The 16,536-nt window shown below is 37.7% G+C and carries 21 protein-coding genes; 20 read left to right on the top strand and 1 reads right to left on the bottom strand.

The window, feature by feature from the left end; all coding sequences use genetic code 11:
- Positions 1-21 precede the first annotated feature (21 nt).
- The 4 genes from G6053_RS24820 to G6053_RS24805 all read left to right on the top strand — a co-directional run bounded on the left by G6053_RS24820 (position 22) and on the right by G6053_RS24805 (position 4,171).
- Positions 22-951, top strand: coding sequence for a hypothetical protein (locus G6053_RS24820; protein WP_165308888.1), 930 nt, complete (start codon positions 22-24; stop codon positions 949-951).
- 112 nt (positions 952-1,063) lie between these two features.
- Positions 1,064-2,167 (top strand): hypothetical protein, encoded by a 1,104-nt coding sequence (locus G6053_RS24815; RefSeq protein ID WP_165308887.1) that lies wholly within the window; start codon positions 1,064-1,066, stop codon positions 2,165-2,167.
- On the top strand, positions 2,097-2,954 hold the full coding sequence (locus tag G6053_RS24810) for a LytTR family DNA-binding domain-containing protein (protein WP_165308886.1): 858 nt from the start codon (positions 2,097-2,099) through the stop codon (positions 2,952-2,954). The genes G6053_RS24815 and G6053_RS24810 overlap by 71 nt, the downstream gene beginning before the upstream one ends.
- A 29-nt stretch (positions 2,955-2,983) precedes the next feature.
- Complete coding sequence (locus G6053_RS24805; RefSeq protein WP_165308885.1) at positions 2,984-4,171, top strand: hypothetical protein; 1,188 nt, start codon at positions 2,984-2,986, stop codon at positions 4,169-4,171.
- Here the strand turns inward: G6053_RS24805 and G6053_RS24800 are convergent.
- Positions 4,166-4,384: a hypothetical protein gene (locus G6053_RS24800; protein ID WP_165308884.1), complete on the bottom strand. Its 219-nt coding sequence runs from the start codon at positions 4,382-4,384 to the stop codon at positions 4,166-4,168. The two genes, G6053_RS24805 and G6053_RS24800, sit on opposite strands and share 6 nt — an antisense overlap.
- Before the next feature lie 289 nt (positions 4,385-4,673).
- Here G6053_RS24800 and G6053_RS24795 point away from each other — a divergent pair, with 289 nt between their 5' ends.
- The 16 genes from G6053_RS24795 (at position 4,674) to G6053_RS24715 (ending at position 16,536) form a co-directional block, all read left to right on the top strand.
- Positions 4,674-4,946 carry a hypothetical protein gene (locus tag G6053_RS24795; protein WP_165308883.1) on the top strand — a complete coding sequence of 91 codons (273 nt, stop codon included), beginning with the start codon at positions 4,674-4,676 and terminating at the stop codon, positions 4,944-4,946.
- 533 nt (positions 4,947-5,479) lie between these two features.
- The gene (locus G6053_RS24785) at positions 5,480-6,343 is read left to right on the top strand and encodes a hypothetical protein (protein WP_165308882.1); all 864 of its coding nucleotides are present in this window, start codon (positions 5,480-5,482) and stop codon (positions 6,341-6,343) included.
- Positions 6,344-6,357: 14 nt separating this feature from the next.
- On the top strand, positions 6,358-7,293 hold the full coding sequence (locus G6053_RS24780; RefSeq protein ID WP_165308881.1) for a toprim domain-containing protein: 936 nt from the start codon (positions 6,358-6,360) through the stop codon (positions 7,291-7,293).
- 600 nt (positions 7,294-7,893) lie between these two features.
- Positions 7,894-8,166 carry a hypothetical protein gene (locus G6053_RS24775; RefSeq protein WP_165308880.1) on the top strand — a complete coding sequence of 91 codons (273 nt, stop codon included), beginning with the start codon at positions 7,894-7,896 and terminating at the stop codon, positions 8,164-8,166.
- Between the two features lie 65 nt (positions 8,167-8,231).
- Positions 8,232-8,639, top strand: a complete 408-nt coding sequence (gene mobC, locus G6053_RS24770; protein WP_165308879.1) for a plasmid mobilization relaxosome protein MobC — start codon at positions 8,232-8,234, stop codon at positions 8,637-8,639.
- The gene (locus G6053_RS24765) at positions 8,639-9,811 is read left to right on the top strand and encodes a relaxase/mobilization nuclease domain-containing protein (RefSeq protein WP_165308878.1); all 1,173 of its coding nucleotides are present in this window, start codon (positions 8,639-8,641) and stop codon (positions 9,809-9,811) included. Before mobC ends, G6053_RS24765 begins: the two co-directional genes overlap by 1 nt.
- Before the next feature lie 30 nt (positions 9,812-9,841).
- Positions 9,842-10,468, top strand: coding sequence for an AAA family ATPase (locus tag G6053_RS24760; RefSeq protein WP_165308877.1), 627 nt, complete (start codon positions 9,842-9,844; stop codon positions 10,466-10,468).
- 5 nt (positions 10,469-10,473) lie between these two features.
- Positions 10,474-10,803, top strand: a complete 330-nt coding sequence (locus tag G6053_RS24755; RefSeq protein WP_165308876.1) for a hypothetical protein — start codon at positions 10,474-10,476, stop codon at positions 10,801-10,803.
- The gene (locus tag G6053_RS24750) at positions 10,800-11,120 is read left to right on the top strand and encodes a hypothetical protein (protein ID WP_165308875.1); all 321 of its coding nucleotides are present in this window, start codon (positions 10,800-10,802) and stop codon (positions 11,118-11,120) included. The genes G6053_RS24755 and G6053_RS24750 overlap by 4 nt, the downstream gene beginning before the upstream one ends.
- A 6-nt stretch (positions 11,121-11,126) precedes the next feature.
- Positions 11,127-11,435 carry a DUF4134 family protein gene (locus G6053_RS24745; protein ID WP_165308874.1) on the top strand — a complete coding sequence of 103 codons (309 nt, stop codon included), beginning with the start codon at positions 11,127-11,129 and terminating at the stop codon, positions 11,433-11,435.
- Positions 11,436-11,480: 45 nt separating this feature from the next.
- Positions 11,481-11,786, top strand: a complete 306-nt coding sequence (locus G6053_RS24740; RefSeq protein WP_165308873.1) for a DUF4134 domain-containing protein — start codon at positions 11,481-11,483, stop codon at positions 11,784-11,786.
- On the top strand, positions 11,783-12,082 hold the full coding sequence (locus tag G6053_RS24735; RefSeq protein WP_165308872.1) for a DUF4133 domain-containing protein: 300 nt from the start codon (positions 11,783-11,785) through the stop codon (positions 12,080-12,082). The genes G6053_RS24740 and G6053_RS24735 overlap by 4 nt, the downstream gene beginning before the upstream one ends.
- Positions 12,066-14,552: a TraG family conjugative transposon ATPase gene (locus G6053_RS24730; protein ID WP_165308871.1), complete on the top strand. Its 2,487-nt coding sequence runs from the start codon at positions 12,066-12,068 to the stop codon at positions 14,550-14,552. Before G6053_RS24735 ends, G6053_RS24730 begins: the two co-directional genes overlap by 17 nt.
- A complete protein-coding gene (locus tag G6053_RS24725; protein WP_165308870.1) occupies positions 14,545-15,207 on the top strand; it encodes a hypothetical protein in 663 nt (220 codons plus the stop codon). Before G6053_RS24730 ends, G6053_RS24725 begins: the two co-directional genes overlap by 8 nt.
- 4 nt (positions 15,208-15,211) lie before the next feature.
- A complete protein-coding gene (locus G6053_RS24720) occupies positions 15,212-15,868 on the top strand; it encodes a hypothetical protein (RefSeq protein WP_165308869.1) in 657 nt (218 codons plus the stop codon).
- Positions 15,865-16,536, top strand: a complete 672-nt coding sequence (locus G6053_RS24715; RefSeq protein WP_165308868.1) for a hypothetical protein — start codon at positions 15,865-15,867, stop codon at positions 16,534-16,536. Before G6053_RS24720 ends, G6053_RS24715 begins: the two co-directional genes overlap by 4 nt.

Below are 16,536 nucleotides of genomic sequence, written 5' to 3'. Positions count from 1 at the left end.
AAAGCTTTAAAACCACCCTATATGAAATTATGTTTTCGCTCTGAAATTTGGTATAGAAGTTTAAAATGTGTTTCTCTACTATACCAATGGAAGCTCATTAATAATTATGATTCAATTATAAAATTATTGAAGGTCTATCTAAATTGGTCACAACAAACTCGCTTTCAAAATGACACGGATTTATTAAATGATCTTTTAAGCAAATGGCCATTTAAATATAAGGAAGTTCGTATCTGGGCTTGTATGCATGTAGGACCTTATGCAATTGTTGTCAGAGCGCTGATAAATATGGAATATAAAGTCGCAATCTTACTTCGTTCGGATGTATTTGAAGAGCAAATGAATATTTACAAAAAGCAATATCAACTTTCGTTTGGTAGGGAAGCTGCCGAAAGTGATTTATTATTTATAAAATCTGATGTTGGAAACCCCTTACTGAGATTGAAGGACGCAATTTTGAAAGGATACCAGGTTGTAATTTTTATTGATGGTCATATTGGAAATAATGAAAATGCGAAAGGATGGCAATCTGTGAAACTTTATGGATCTACTGTCAATTTGAGGGAAGGAGTTGCAGCTTTAAGCCATTGGACTAATACGCCGATTACAACATTGATGCTTTCCCTTGTGGATGAAAAGATCAATGTTAGGTATAAGCAAAATGAATTGGTCAAGCATAAAACTGATTATCAAAATGTCCTTCAAAACATTTTTGGTTTTATCCATTGTTTAGCAACTGAAGAGCTTATTCAATGGGAATATTTACCAGTTATCTTCGAAAAAAGAATAGTATCTGAAGAGAAAAAACATAATAGTCCAGGAATTTGGTTGCCCTTACTTATACAGAATAAGGAGATGCTTTTTGATGTTACAACAGGTAGATCAGTCTTAATCAATCAAAGCGACTTTGATAAAATATCAAAAAAATTTAAGGAGCAATTTTTCTGTTAAGCATGTTTTATTAATATAGTGTAAAAATATCGTAGTTCTTATAATAAATTTCGTTTGTTAATTTTATAGTTGTTAAAATTAATAGAGATTTTATTTTTTGCCTAAAGTTGTCATGATAAAGCAGAACCTTCTTAAACCTTTGTCAAGGCGTATACATATTGCGTTTTGGATGCTTTATTTTTCCTGGTTGACCGCAGTGAACATTTATAAATTTGGCTGGGGACATATATACGTTATGATTGGTGTTACGCCGATCATATTATGGATTAGTTATACAAATAGAAACTGCCTACGTAGTTTGTTATTTAGGAAAATAGAGCTTATTACAATTATTAAAGCACAGCTTTATTTTTTATTGACCTCAGCCGTCGTTTATCTCACACTATATCAATGTCCGACAGAAATCAGTAAAAAAATACTCAAAAACCCTCAAATTTTTAGAATTGTTGATTTTGGTATAGATATTTTAACATTCTACTTCACTTTTGCTCTTAAAGGTGCTTTTATTTTAATGATTGAAATTTTATACAATCTAACAACGGGGATAATTATACATTTAGGATTAGTCCGGTTAGACTCTCAAGGAACCTTAAAAAGTCAAATCTTTCGGGATTGGGTCTCACATTTCATGGGTAACTTAACACAAAGTTTTGTGAGGTTAATTAGAAAAGTTCCATCTTCTATTATTAGGGTAGATGCCCTACTAAAGATTGAGAGCTATGCTATCCGACAGCTAAATTTTAGGGAGGACATATTGGTAAATCTCGAAAATGAAATAAAATATTTACGGTTAATGATGCATTTATATGACGAAAAACATATCAAATTGCAATTGGATATAGAGGAATATACTAGACCAATTATACCAATGATGTTAATGAGCCTATATAAAAATATGGTTAAGCATGGTGATTTTGGTGATCTAGCCCAACCCGCTATTCTGTCTATCTCAACAGTTGAAGATAAGATTTTGATCAATTGTAGAAATAAAATAGCTCCGGTATCCGCTTGGATATATAACGAAGGGGGAACTGGCTTGGGACAACTCAGGAAATTATTGCGCTTAGAATACAAAGATCGTTTTTCTTTGGTGGAAGAATTAGTAGATGGTATGTTTTACCTAAATATTGAAATACAATATAGTAATGGAAACGATAAAGAGATTATTAAAGCAGGAGAAGAGACTCAAGAAGATCAGAGTGGGCATTTTGGATGATGATCCGGAAATGGTAGAAGAGCTTAAAGAATATGTTGATCTGACAGTTAACTTTGAATGTGTATTTTCATCAACTAATCCTAAGGAGACATTGATGGCATTAAGAACGATTAAACTCGATGTATTATTTCTGGATATAGAAATGCCAGTTATCAGCGGTCTGGATATTTTACCTCAACTGGAAGATTTGAAACTTCGCAATCCCGGAATTGCTAACTTGCAGGTTGTTGTTTGTAGTACGAATGGGAATGTGGGTGATAAAATGTTCCTTTATGGAGTGGCCGATTATTTTTTAAAACCGTTTGAAATGGACCGTTACTGGAGAGCAATTAAAAATGTCAAAACAAAACTCATGGGACTTGGACTTAATGACCTTGATGAAAAAAACAATTGTTTCTTTTATGGCCGCCGAGGTAAAGAGAGACAAAGATTACAATTTGACGATATTATCTGTATTGAAGCTAAAAATGAACAAAGTTGGATATGGCTAGATGATAAAACATTTATAGAGATTAATGAATCTTTTGGAGATATCCTGACACGATTGCCAAAATCAAAGTTTGCTCAGATACATCGCAGTTTTGCAGTTTCACTTAATCATGTAACCGGGATCACGGCTAAACACGTTTACCTCTCGGAAATAGAACTTAGTAGAGGTGAAAAAGGCAAATACAAGTATTTTGATAAGTGGATTGAGGATAATGTAATTACAGGTTACCTAAATACATCAAGTGAAGTAAGGCTAAAAGCCAGAGATGATCATGAACCTAATGTAGAAATTGGTTAAGGGGGTGATACTATTTTAAACGAACTGTTTTGAATACGACAAGATATTCCAATTGGTCCACCAGTAAATGGTTATATAAAATTGAACAGGTATTTTGTCCTTTGGAGTATTCAAACCATTTATATACTTCTGTGACGGAGTTTTTAGAATTCCTAAAAGCAAATATGATTTATTTTCTGTCCAGTTTTACAGAAACAATGGGAGCGTCTGCAAAGAAAGCTAAGATCGCGCTGTCTCAACTTATTTTGACTAGTAATAAGATTTATGGCCATTTGATTAATATTACAAAATCGAAAATAACAATCGGAAGAAGCAGTTCTTTAAGAAGAATTTATCTGCAGATGTTATCTGTTATAGAATCCTTATTAGATGATTGTGAAAATCTAAATGAGAAATTACTTCGAAATCTACCTCTGACAAAATACTCTTCCTTTGTCGGCAAAGATTTGTTTAAGAAAAATCATGATATTTTGAAATCAAGGATATATGGTTTTTCTATAAATCATGATCTAATAAAACTGGTATTAGCAGCGCTCCGAAACGTTATAGAGAGGAAAGAAATTAAAAGGGGTGAACTAAAATATGCTCTGATGATCTTGGGAGAATTTTTGAGTTTGGATGACCTTTCGACAGAAAAGATGGAAGATATACTAATCCAATATGATTTTAATACTCCTAAGTTCTTTAATTATTGTGCAAAAAAATGCTTAAATGAAACGGTTGAAAATACGAGTCTACACAGTCAAATGGAAAACATAATAAGTTTGGAAGAGCGATTAAATATTATTCCACAGAAACGTTTTGTTCGACTTACTTTTGAAGATGAATCCATCCGGCAACAATTGAAAACTTTTTATAAAGAAAAGAAAGAGAGTCTGAAAGAAAGACTGGAATTAAGAAGGAATGAAATTTTGGATTCAAAATTATGGCAGGAGAATGAGAAAGCAATGTTAAATCTGTCTGTTCCACAAATGGGGCTTTTTATCAGGCTATTTATGGAACAGGGAATTATTCCTCGTGAAGATATTGGTAAAACCTTCAACTATTATGCGAAGCATTTTAGAACGCCACATACCAGTTTTATTTCGGCGGAAAGCTTGCAGAAAAAATCTTCAGATGTGGAATTTGCCACGGCGAAAAAAATGAAAAGTCAATTAATAGGCATGGTGAATTGGTTAAATGAACATTATAACACTTCAAATTTTAAAGACTCATAGATGTTTTTCCTCAAATTCATCCAATAGTCCATTTGCTTCTAATAAGGCAAGTAAGTTAAAATACCACAAATAAGTAAAGTTCTCCTTTTTACGCAATTTTGGAAGATTGATTTTCATGATATCTTCTACAGTTATAATTCCCAAATTATATGACCGGTCTAAAAATTCACGATCAATAACCAATGTAGATAGGTCTTTTGTCTGCGTAGTCATAATGCAAAATTTTAAGAAGTATTAGCCGCAAATTGACCAATATAAATCACCATTGTTAAATATAAACATTCTTTAAATATTGCCATTGATTAACAGCTAAATTTTCCCAAAGTAGTATTTTTTCAGCGAAATCTAATAATCATTTAGTGGCGATAAAATCGCCTTAAATGGCTCTGAACTAATTTTTATCGCAGGGGGTGAATGGGTTCTTTTCACCCCCTTTCACTGTTTCCGTCTATCTCATTTTTCGTGCTTTGCAACCATTGGGACAATAAACCCATTGGAATTTATGAAAACAAGAGAACTGTTTTTTTATATGAAGCAAGCAACCGAAGATGGTGCATCGAAAGCATTATTAGCAACTGCTGTAGCGCCTGAATCTATCGACAAGACCGAAGCTTACCGCCTGTACGGTCGGTGCAACATTGATAGATGGATACTTGAAGGTATCCTACGCCCTATATCAATTCAAACTTCCCAGATTTTGTTTGACCCGGCGGAGTTGGAATGTATCTCTGATTCCAGTAACCGCATTACCTATCTGCAAGTAGCAGAAAGGTAATTAAGCGTGCCGTGAGGTAGGCGTTCTTGTTCTTTGACATTCGGGGATGAAGCATTATCCTTACTAAAAAGGAAATTATGCGAAGAAAGACATTTTTCAAAATTGTTTTTCGAGAACGCATAGGCAGGCAAATTGCCCGATCTGTACAGATTGACGTGAGTAGTCCCGACCAATTTAACACTTGACTTATTTCATATGGAATATCCATATATCCAAATTACTTGTCAAGCAAACCATTAACCAATGAATATTTTACTTACACCGCATCAACTCCAAATGCTTTTAGCTGATGCCTCAGAGCTTGGAGCACTTAAAGCTTTGCAAAAGTTGGAAAAATTAAACCATTTCTAAAAAATCAGAAGCATTCAGACGATTCGGACGAAATAATGTAGAACAATGGAATTGTCCAAGGATTAAGTACTCCAAAGAAAGACGGTAACCATTCTGCTGCATGGCGTATCGACAGAATCGAAATTGAAATCCTATACAGGGCAAAATTAGCCATGAAGTTTTTATAAAAGACACATATAGCAATGAAATTAAATACAGTCGTATCAGATGGATTAAAATCAGGAGAAGAATTTATTTCCATCAAATCATTATTGAATCATTTAGGATTTAAACCCTTGGAATCAAATGAAAAAGAGAGTTTTTATTCAAATATTTTTATCTCTAACAGTTTAAAACCAAAAAGCTTTAGGTTGGACCATGCATTAGATGTATGGTTTGATAAATCAATAGGAAAAGGTGGTAATATAATTGATTTTGGAAAGCTTTATTGGCCGAATTTGGAACTTCATGCATTGCATGAAAAGCTAAGTTCATTTTCTGAAAAAAAGGAATATCATTACATGTTTCCCTTGAATGAGAAATCGAGAAGGAAAAGAAGGCCAGTAAAATTGCCACATTATCAGATTGAGCGCATCCGCCAATTAGGTATAACAAGTGAAGTCTCCGCATTTCTTCAGGAAGCAGGCTTATGGGAAATAGCGGATTCAAATTTAGTAGAGGTGCATTATTACGTAAGGGATGAAAAAGGAAAAAGAAGAGATTTTTGTGCGGCAGGATGGCCTAATGAAAACGGAGGTTGGGAAGTTTACGCTAAAAACTTTAAATCCTGCATTGGTTCTAAAGGAATGAGTATTTTTCAAGCTTCAACTAGAAATATCACCATCTTTCAAGAGTTTACAGATTATCTGAAAAATAGGGATAAATTATATGCACTTTATTCGTCTATTTTAGTACTTAATTATCCGCAATTTCTTTCTGCGGCAATTAAAAGAGTGAGTAAGTATAAAAATATAACCTTCTATATTGATGAAAAAAGGGAAGGATATGAGGAAACTAAACTGCAAATACAAAGCACCCTACAAAATTGTATCATTCAACCTCTCTAAATCAATTTGTTTAAATGTCAAATTACATTTTGCGTCAAGATCTCGAAGGCCGTTCAATTGTTGATTTTCTTGGAAGGTTAGGCTATTTCCCTGTCAAAAAATCTGGCAGGGAATTTTTTTATCACAGTATGCTAAGGGAAACAGGGAAAAATACTCCATCCTTAGCTGTATGGGATGAAGGAGGAAAATGGATGGATCATGGTGGTTCTAATCAAACAGGAATTCAAGGGGGCGGAATAGTGCAATTGGCAAGAGCTTACTGGCCGAATCATTCTTATTTCGAAGTTTTGCAAAAGATTCAATTTACCTTTGACCATTTTCAAAAAGCTGAAATCCCGCTTGTTGATTCTTTTAAGTCTACGAATAAGGAGATTGATAGTATCCTAGAATTTTCCCATAGTCAACAGCTCGGTAGAAATTATGTGCTTTCCAGTTACCTACAAAACCGGGGTGTGGAATCTGTTGCTTCGGGGTTGCTTTGGGAAGTTTATTATAGAAATAAAGCTTTTGAAAATCCTTCTCAATTATTTTATGCACTTGGATGGAGGAACGAAAAAGGCAATTGGGAAATTTCAAGCCCTAAGGGTTTTAAAGCAAGTATCGGTAATAAAGATATTTCCATAATACGTGGAACGGCTGATCATCTAGTCTTGTTTGAAGGTTATTTCGATTTTTTAAGCTGGCTGAAATTTAAAAAAAAAGAAATTTCACCTACAATAATTGTTCTTAACTCAGTTTCTTTGGTAAATCGTGCTATAGAAGCCATGCGTGAATTTAATAAGATCGATCTTTATCTAGATAATGATGAAGTCGGAAAACATTTTACAACATTAATAAAAGAGTCTTATCCTTTTGCCAATGATCGGTCTAATATATATACCGGTTTTAAAGATTATAATGAAATGCTAATGCACTTATTGAGGAACGGCTATAGTCGCATAAATAGATAGCTGTTTGCATATACAAATATTTATATTTCTGTATATATGACTATCGGGATGTACAACCGGCTAGCTATTTGTTCTTCAAAATATATAGGATAGCGATTATTTAAATATTTGAATATATTTTCTATTCTTTCTCCTTTTATGTATCTAGACCATTATACGAACATAGAAATATAAAAATAGCAGTAAATCTTTATATCTGCATATTCCAATATTTTACAGGGTACCTCAGTGAATATAAATTTTGTCTGTCTAAATTAAATATTTGTATATCATAGGTTGCCCCAACGTCAATCTTTGTTTTAATTCTCGGCTTACTCCTGAAGAGCGCTAAGACTTGATTCAATTCAAAGTTTTGAATGGATTTCGTAGTGATACTCCACTCAAATAGTTTTTTGTTTTGTTTTGAGCAAGTTGTGTCTTTGTACGTACAGATTTGCTTCTCAAATCCATGTACCAACAAAAACAAACTTGCCATGAAATCGACCAACCCTTTGGGCTGATCAATATCATGGAAGGAAAAATGTCGCAACTCCATTTTTCTTCTTTCTAAATCTTTGCCCGGATGCCTGGGGCATTTTTCCTAAATCTAACCCCGACAGCATGTTAAAAAAACACGGCAGCCTATTCACGGGAATAGGTGGCTTTGATCTGGCTGTCCCCTGGATGGGCTGGGAGAATATTTTTTCCTGTGAAAAGAATCCATTAGGTGCTGCCCAGCAAAGACCAGTTTTAGGTACAAAATTCCCTCGTGGGAACATTGGCCTTGTGAGCCCCCGTTTTTTGGCGGAGTTAATAGGATTTCCAGTGAACTGGACGGAATCTCCTTTTCTGTCTGGCAGCAGGAAAGCAAGTGAGCCTACGGAAATGCCATAGTCCCCCAGGTGGCCTATGAGATTTTTAAGGCGATAGAAGCCGTAAGCACCTAAAACAACCAAATTATGGCAAATAAGAAAGCTTCCAAAGCTGAATCAACCAAGGAAAATAGGATCTATAGGTTTGAACTTCGGTTGACAAAAGCCGAGAAGGCACAGTTCCTCTCCCTTGAAAAGTCTCTAGGGATAAACCGGTCGGAAATCGTCCGCAATAGGGTGTTATCCCATTCATCCAGGATATTGGTCGATTCTAAAACCATACTCCAAATGCTCGATACGCTAGGATTGGAGCTGGGAAGATCTGGAAATAATATTAATCAGCTTGCCCGCCACATCAATACATTGAAGCTACAGGGTAAATTGGAACCCGATGAACTGTCCCGATTCCCATCCCTAATTGCTGATTATATTAAATATCAACGGCAGATTGAACAGGAATTCAGAAATCTAATGCGATTGATCAAAGGGCAGTGATGATTGTTAAAATATTATCTTCAGCTAAAAGTTTTGGCGGTGTCCGTTATAATACGGACAAGATCCAACAGGATAACGGTGAACTGGTAAAAGCGGCCAATTTCGGTGCGCTTGGAGCCATGACCAGCTTACGCCCATCTGATTATATCAATTATCTCGAACTACAGACCAGTGCGAACAAAAAAATAAAGAACCCACAATTTCATGTTGCGATTTCATGTAAGGGCCGCAGCCATAGTAAAGAAGAATTAGCAGAAATCGCGGAGAAGTGGTTAAAAGGAATGGGGTATGAACATCAACCCTACTTGTTGATATTTCACAAGGATACTAAAAATAATCATATCCATATCGTCTCAACACGTGTCGGCAGGGACGGGAAAAAAATCAGCGATAGTTTTGAGAAACTTCGTTCCTATGAAGTCCTCAACCGGCTGATGGGAAACGACGAAAAAATCGAAGCTTCAAAATCCATGCGAAATGCCCTTCAATACAGCTTTTCCACACGGGCACAGTTTATGATGATATTGGAAAATCAGGGCTACAGTATTACGCTTAATGCGGGAAATTATCAGGTTTCCAAATTCGGTAAAAATCTTGGTGAAGTACCTCTGGATGTTATTGACAATAAAATCGGACAGTTTCAGAAAGACCTTGATAGATTATCCCAGATTCGAGCAATTTTCCACCGCTATAAATTGGCGCATGATCCATCTGTGAGAACTTTGTATCAAGAAAACCCCGGTGGGGAAAGAAATTTTGATGTTGGTTACACATCCGATCTGGCAGAACTGTTCAAATCAAAATTTGGTATTCAGATCCATTTTCATGGAAAAGCCGGAAAACCTCCTTATGGATATACGGTAATTGACCATGCCTGCAGGTCCATATATAAGGGTGGTGACCTGATGCCACTTTCAGAATTTATCTCAGCAAATAATAGTGATATAACGTTAAAACCTGTCAGGTCGGAAGATTCAGAGGGAGATGGTTTTACCTCGCCGGATAATAAATCATTTAGTACTGAAAATTCAAATGTCCTCGATGACATCGTGGAAAATGGCAGTTTTCCTGTACCTGATTTTCAGATCGACATCCGGGATGACGTCGATGATGAGGCAATACATGGTAGAAATCGGAGACGTAAAAGAAAATCCCGCACCAATACACGTTAGTAAAAACATTATTGACCAAACTCTAACATTATGCTTGTACTTATCGGAAACCAGAAGGGAGGATGTGGTAAAAGTACGCTTGCGCTTCTGCTCGCCAATTTTTTGGCAATAGAGAAACGTCAGCCCCTGACCATTCTTGATATGGATTATCAACAGTCCCTATTTGCGAAATCGCAAAAAGCTAAAATACTGGAAAATGATCCTTTTTATGAAATTGTTCCCGCCGCGCTTGAAAATTTTCCATTAATGAAGAAGAGACTTCTAAAATCTCCGAAGGATATCATTTTAATTGATCTTCCTGGAAAGATGGATGATGATGGCCTCGTCCCAATTTTCACTTCTGCCGACCTTTTTCTGTGCCCATTTGCGTATGACGAATTTTCAGTCGATTCAACGGTGCTCTTTTCAATGGTCGTCAAAAAACTGAACAGCCGGGCACAGGTTCTTTTTATCCCCAACAGGATCAAGACAAATGTAAAATACGAAACCAAAGAACAGGTCCAGAAGGTCCTGCGGAATTTTGGAACAGTCCTTTCGGAGATTTCGGATAGGATAGATTTTCAAAGGGTCTCTACCGTGCATACCCCCGAAACGATCCGTTCGGTATCTTATCCTGTGCTTTCCCATATCTATGACCATTTTCTTAAAAGTGACTAATGCCCATGAATATTAAAACGCTAGCGGATGAACTGAGGGAAACCATTCGGAGAGATAATAATGAAGGAACAGGCAAAACAGTCCCTAAAAAGAAACCTGCCTCAAAAAACGCATTAGATCCTATCGTCGAGGGAATAAGGGACCATAAACTGATCGGAAAAGAAAAGCTGCTGATCAGGCTCGACGATAAAACCATATTTCTTCTCAAGCAGCTCAAGGTTACCCAAGGAATTGACATGAACAAGATCATTTCCTATTCCCTTCAATACTTCCTCCAAAAACATCCCCAAATTGCAAATCATATCAAAGAAACCCTAAAAAATCTCGAACTATGAACTGGATTCAATTTACACTCTATCTCTCCACCCTTTACCTTGGATACTATGGACTGAACCTTATGTATGATTTTTATCGCAATAATAAGCCGGGTGATGAACCTAAAACCGTCCGAAATGGTGAAATCTCATTTCCTGAATTTCATTCCTCCACGAAGGTGGACCTACCGGAGGAAGATATTCTGGACGACAGCTTCGAAAATGCAGGTGCGATCACAAGTGGCCCGATAGAAAGTTCTGGTGGCGTATCCATCAAAGAATTGTTCTCCCTTGCTCAAAATGACCTGATTGAATATACTAAAGCAATTGCTTATTAATCAATAATGAACAATAAGAAAACGATATGGACGGCAATTGCCGTCTTTTTTTTTGTCCACAACCTAATCGCTCAGCCGGGCCTTTCCGAATTCAGGCAGGTCAGCTCCGAGATCAGGGGTTGGTATTTTAATTTTTCCGACTTCGCCCTGGTCCTTGGGGCTATCTGTGGCCTGATAGGAGGGGTTCGGATCTTCTACAACTGGCAGAGCGGAAAAGACCATCATATTGATGCCCAGGTCATGGCCTGGTTTCTCTCCTGCCTTTTTCTTTCCCTACTGAGTGCATCCCTAAAAGCACTCTATGGAATCAGCTAAAACGCCAATCTTTTTTTCCATTCACGTTTTTAATTCCTATTTCTTATGAGACTAAAAGTAAGCAAGTTACTTGTTTTATCCGCAATCTGCCTTTTTGCGGAACGTTCCTTCGCCCAAGGAGGAACAGTTGGTATTGACGCCGCCACATCGTCGTTAAATACCTATGTCGATCCCATATCGACATTGATACTGAGTATCGGGGCTGTCGTCGGGCTGATAGGGGGAATCAGGGTCTATATCAAATGGAACAGCGGAGACCAGGATATCTCGAAAGAACTGATGTCGTGGGGCGGTTCCTGTCTATTTCTCATTCTAGTCAGTGTGGTCATCAAGGCATTTTTTGGCGTATGATCCAGAAAAACTATCAATTTTATAAGGGGCTCCAAAAGCCCCTTATTTACAGGGGTTTTAAAGGGAAATTTATCTATTACGCTGTCATATCCATCATGGGCGGCATGCTCTGCGGAGGTCTTATTGGCGCATTTACCAACATGATACTTGGCTGTCTGGGCATCCTCTTATTCATGACTCTGGGAATGGTGTATACGATCAGTAAGCAGAAAAAGGGACTATTCGACAAAACCCGTCACAACGGAATTATTATCCATCCTTCCAAAACACTGTTCAGAAATGAAAAAGCAAAGTAAGCATGCCTTTAATCTACCCTTTGCGGGCATTGATGAATTTATGGGTTTCCCGATCCTCTTTGGGGATAAGGGGGACTATTCAATTATCCTTAGTATTACCAATCCGGTCATCCAATATGATGCCGATGAAACCAAGTATTCCGCCTATCACCATGCACTCTCCAGTGTGGTCAAACTTTTGGGGGAAGGACATATAATCCAAAAGCAGGATGTATTTATCCGTAGAAAGTATCGTCCAGTTCCATCGGAAGTGTTTTTGGAACAAAAATATCAGGAACATTTTAGCGGTCGGGAATTTACCGAAATCAGAAGCTACATCACCTTTACCAAACAGGTAAAGAAAGGCACATTCTATACTTTCGATGAGAAGATGCTCTATAAGTTTATAAGGGATCTAAGTAAAGTAATTGAGGTATTAAGTGGTGCAGGTCTTCATCCAAGGGTTCTTGGAAAAGTAGAAATCAATCGTCTTTTTTACAGGATTCTTTCATTTGATTTTGAGGATACGGAAACAGTATTGGATAATTATCAGTGTCAGGACAATCAGATAAATCTTGGGAAAAGATCCATCAGATGCATTAGTCTCATAGATACGGATATTGTTGAATTGCCTGACACGATCAGTGCCTATGCGATACGGAATGAAACAAACGGCTTGATGGATTTTCCCGTTGACAATTTATTTTTTCTGCACAGGGTGCCAGATTATAAGGTCATGATCTATAATCAGGTGATTGAAATTCCAGCTCAGCAGTTTACACTGAACAAACTGGAACTTAAAAGGAAAAGGCATTCCAATATGCCCGATCCGGCCAATCAGCTCTATGTTGAAGATATTGATAATTTATTGGCCGATGTGGCAAAAGACAATCAGTTGCTCGTAAATACACATTTTTCGATTTTGATCGGCTGCGATTCTGAACTGCTGGAAAGGGCATCGAATTTTATTGAATCGTCCCTATTTCAGCAGGGGATTATTCCCAGCAGAAATGCTTACAACCAGTTCGAATTATTCAGGTCTTCATTACCCGGCAATGCCGTAGAACTACAGGTTTATGACTGGTTTTTGACTCCGGTAGATGCGGCGCTCTGTTATTTCTTTAAGGAATCACTGCCCTGCGATGAAAAAACCGATTTTCTGATCCGGTTTACAGACCGACAGGGGATACCACTTGCATTTGATCCTGCTGACCTGAGTACAAACCGTATTTCCAACCGTTCGAAATTTGCGCTGGGGCCTAGTGGTACAGGAAAATCTTTCTTCATGAATGCGCTTCTGGAACAGTATTATAGGTACAACATGGATATCGTCATAGTCGATACAGGTGACTCCTATCAGGGCCTCTGTACTTTTCTTGGCGGAACTTACCTGACCTATACTGAGGATAACCCCATATCCATGAATCCTTTTGCCCTTACTCAGGAAGAGTTCAATCTTGAGAAAAAGGATTTTTTAAAAACCTTGGTAGCGCTGCTCTGGAAGGGAGCCGACGGAACATTGTCCCAGGTAGAGGATACACTTTTATCAAACGTTATATCCTCCTATTATTATGAATATTTTTACCTCGACCCCGGTCCGCAAAACCCCCATCGTCCTGACGAATTAAATTTCGACTCTTTTTATGTGTATTCCGTTGACAAGATCAGGGATATAATGGACGATGAATCCATAAAGTTTGATCTGGATGAATACAGGTATGTATTGAAGAAATTATTTACCGGACAGGAATTTGGTACCGTTCTCAATAAAAGCGCTGATTCCTCCCTATTTGAAGAGAGGTTTGTGGTGTTCGAAATCGACAATCTGAAGGAGAACAAGATCCTTTTTCCTATCGTTACGCTGGTCATTATGGATCTATTCCTACAGAAAATGAGGCATCGGACATTCCAGCGTAAAGCCTTGGTGATCGAAGAAGCATGGAAGGCCATTGCAAGCCCCTTAATGGCTGGTTACATAGTTTACCTGTATAAAACGGTAAGAAAATTTTATGGTGAAATCGTGATCGTTACGCAAGAACTAGGCGATATTTTGGGCAATCCAATAGTCAAGGACAGCATTCTGGCAAATTCGGATACAATATGTTTACTTGACCAGTCTAAATTTCAGTCCAATTATGATGAAATAGCAAAACTGCTATCCATTACCGATGTAGAAAGACGCAAGATCTTTACCATAAATAAATTACAGAATAAAGAAGACAGGTCCCGTTTTAAGGAAGTCTACATCCGAAGGGGGACGGTGGGCGAAGTATATGGCGTGGAAGTATCCTTATTTCAGTATCTCGCATTTACCACCGAAAAACCAGAAAAAAGTGCCGTAAAAATCTATGCGGACCATTTTGGAAATTACAAAGATGGCCTTACTGCATTCGTCAAAGATCAGGAATATTCTGGCAAAGCCCTGAACGATTTTGTTGGGGAAGTTAACAGAAAGGGAATTCAAACTTTAAATTTTACGGCCAATGAATAGACTAATTATGATTTTGCTGATCTTATTGCCAAGCTTGTTAGTGAAAGCACAGATCTATACCGATCCGGCAGTTGCAGCGGCAACGGGAGCACATGCCTCAGTGATAAATAGGCAATTGGATCATGTGAACGATAACCTGACACTTATCCAGCGGGGCCAGCTTGCTGTTACCGGGCAGTTGCAGATCGTCAATGACCTACAGGATAAAATTTATAAAGGACTCTCCGAGGTCTCTTCTGTGGTCAGATCACTGCTGAGTATAAAAGAGATTGCTGGAATTACCGTCGATATTATTGAGGATGTCGAAAAAGCAATGGTACTTGCAAAGGGGAATCCTGTGCTTTTACTTTTTGCCGAAGCCGGTGCAAGGGAATTTAAGAACAGGGCCACAAACCTTGCCACGGAGGTAGGGGCGTTTGTACTCAAAGATGGGAAGGATAATCTGATGGATTCCGGTGAACGGGCAAAATTACTCAACCGGATACAGACGGAAATGACCATTCTCAGAGGTGTAGCTTATGGAATGCACCGCAATATGTATTGGGCAAAACAGCGCGGGATTCTCAATTCCTTAAATCCTTATGCGAGGTTTATCAATATAGATAAACAGATCGCGGATGATGTTATCAGAAATTCTAGACTTGTAAAGAAGTAATGCAATGAAATGGAGAATTATCTTTTGTTTCTGTATTCTCTGCTTATCCAAAACTGCAAGTTGCCAGCTGAATGTACAGCTTTTGCACCAGCTGGTAGGTCACAGCAAGGATGAGTATGAACGGCAGAAAGAGGCCCGTGACCGTCAGGGCGTAACCACGGCAAATGAGCAGGTAAATACTGCGGGTACCACAACGCTCAAAAAGCGGTATCGGGAGATCCAGAAAAGGTTCAGTATCCTGCATACTGCATTGCAGGGACTGAGTATGGGAATTGAATCCAGACCGATCATTGAACGGATTATTGCCCATCAGGACAGAATAATAAGTATCGCATCTGACCATCCTGAATTTATTCCACTGGCCTTAAATAGCGAAAAGGAAATCGTAGATAGGTCAGTTCAATTGGGAAGATATATTGCCGGCCTGTTTTTGACAATTGGGGAACTCAACCAGATGAAAGCCAGTGATCGCCGTTCGCTTTATGCGCATATACTGACTGAACTTCGACAGATAGAAGGAGTATCCAGGGCACTGGCATCTGCCCTTTATTACTCCACAAAGAAGAAAATACTGGATGGTCTAAATCTCTTTAGCGAGTATATAAACACCGACAGAAGAATTGTAGAAAATATATTAAGACAATTAGAAAAGAAACCATGAAGTATTATCTCATAACACTGATTATTTTCTGTTTTGATTTTTTGTATGGGCAAAGTTATGTGACAATAATTTCAGATACCAAACATCTGGCAATCGTAAATGAAAACGGTGCGGTAAGGCTGGCCTCCGAATCGGCGCATAACAGTATGCTAAATCAGATCAATCAAAATGTTGAAGACATCAATCTTAACCTGTCTTCCCTGGTAATCGTTCAGCAGGTGATCCATAGGTCCCTAACGGAGGTAAACAATGCATTGAAGTCCGGTAGATCCGTGTTACAGGTTTCTTCTCTGATCGCTGAAATTATTAAACAGTCCAATAGCCTTATCGAGATTTCAAAAGAAGAACCCTGGCTGTTTTTAGTAGCGGAACGAACAGCTAGGCAACTAAAAGAAAGGGGGATAAATCTTGCTACGGAAGTTTCTGATTTTGTTCTCAAGGAAGGCAAAAATGTCTTAATGGATTATGAAAAACGGGATTTTCTTTTGCGGAAGATCATCATCGAACTAAAGGTGATGCGCGCGCTTCTTTTCAGTATGGAACGTTCGGTTTATTGGACAAAAATAAATGGATTATTAAAAACGGTGAATCCTTTTAAAAATTTTGTCAATAAGGACATCCAAAAAGCAAACGAGATATTAAGAAATTATGAAGCTGTAAAACATTGA

Source organism: Sphingobacterium sp. DR205 (assembly GCF_011064245.1).
Lineage (GTDB): Bacteria > Bacteroidota > Bacteroidia > Sphingobacteriales > Sphingobacteriaceae > Sphingobacterium > Sphingobacterium athyrii.
This window is presented reverse-complemented; position numbering and strand designations above follow the sequence as displayed.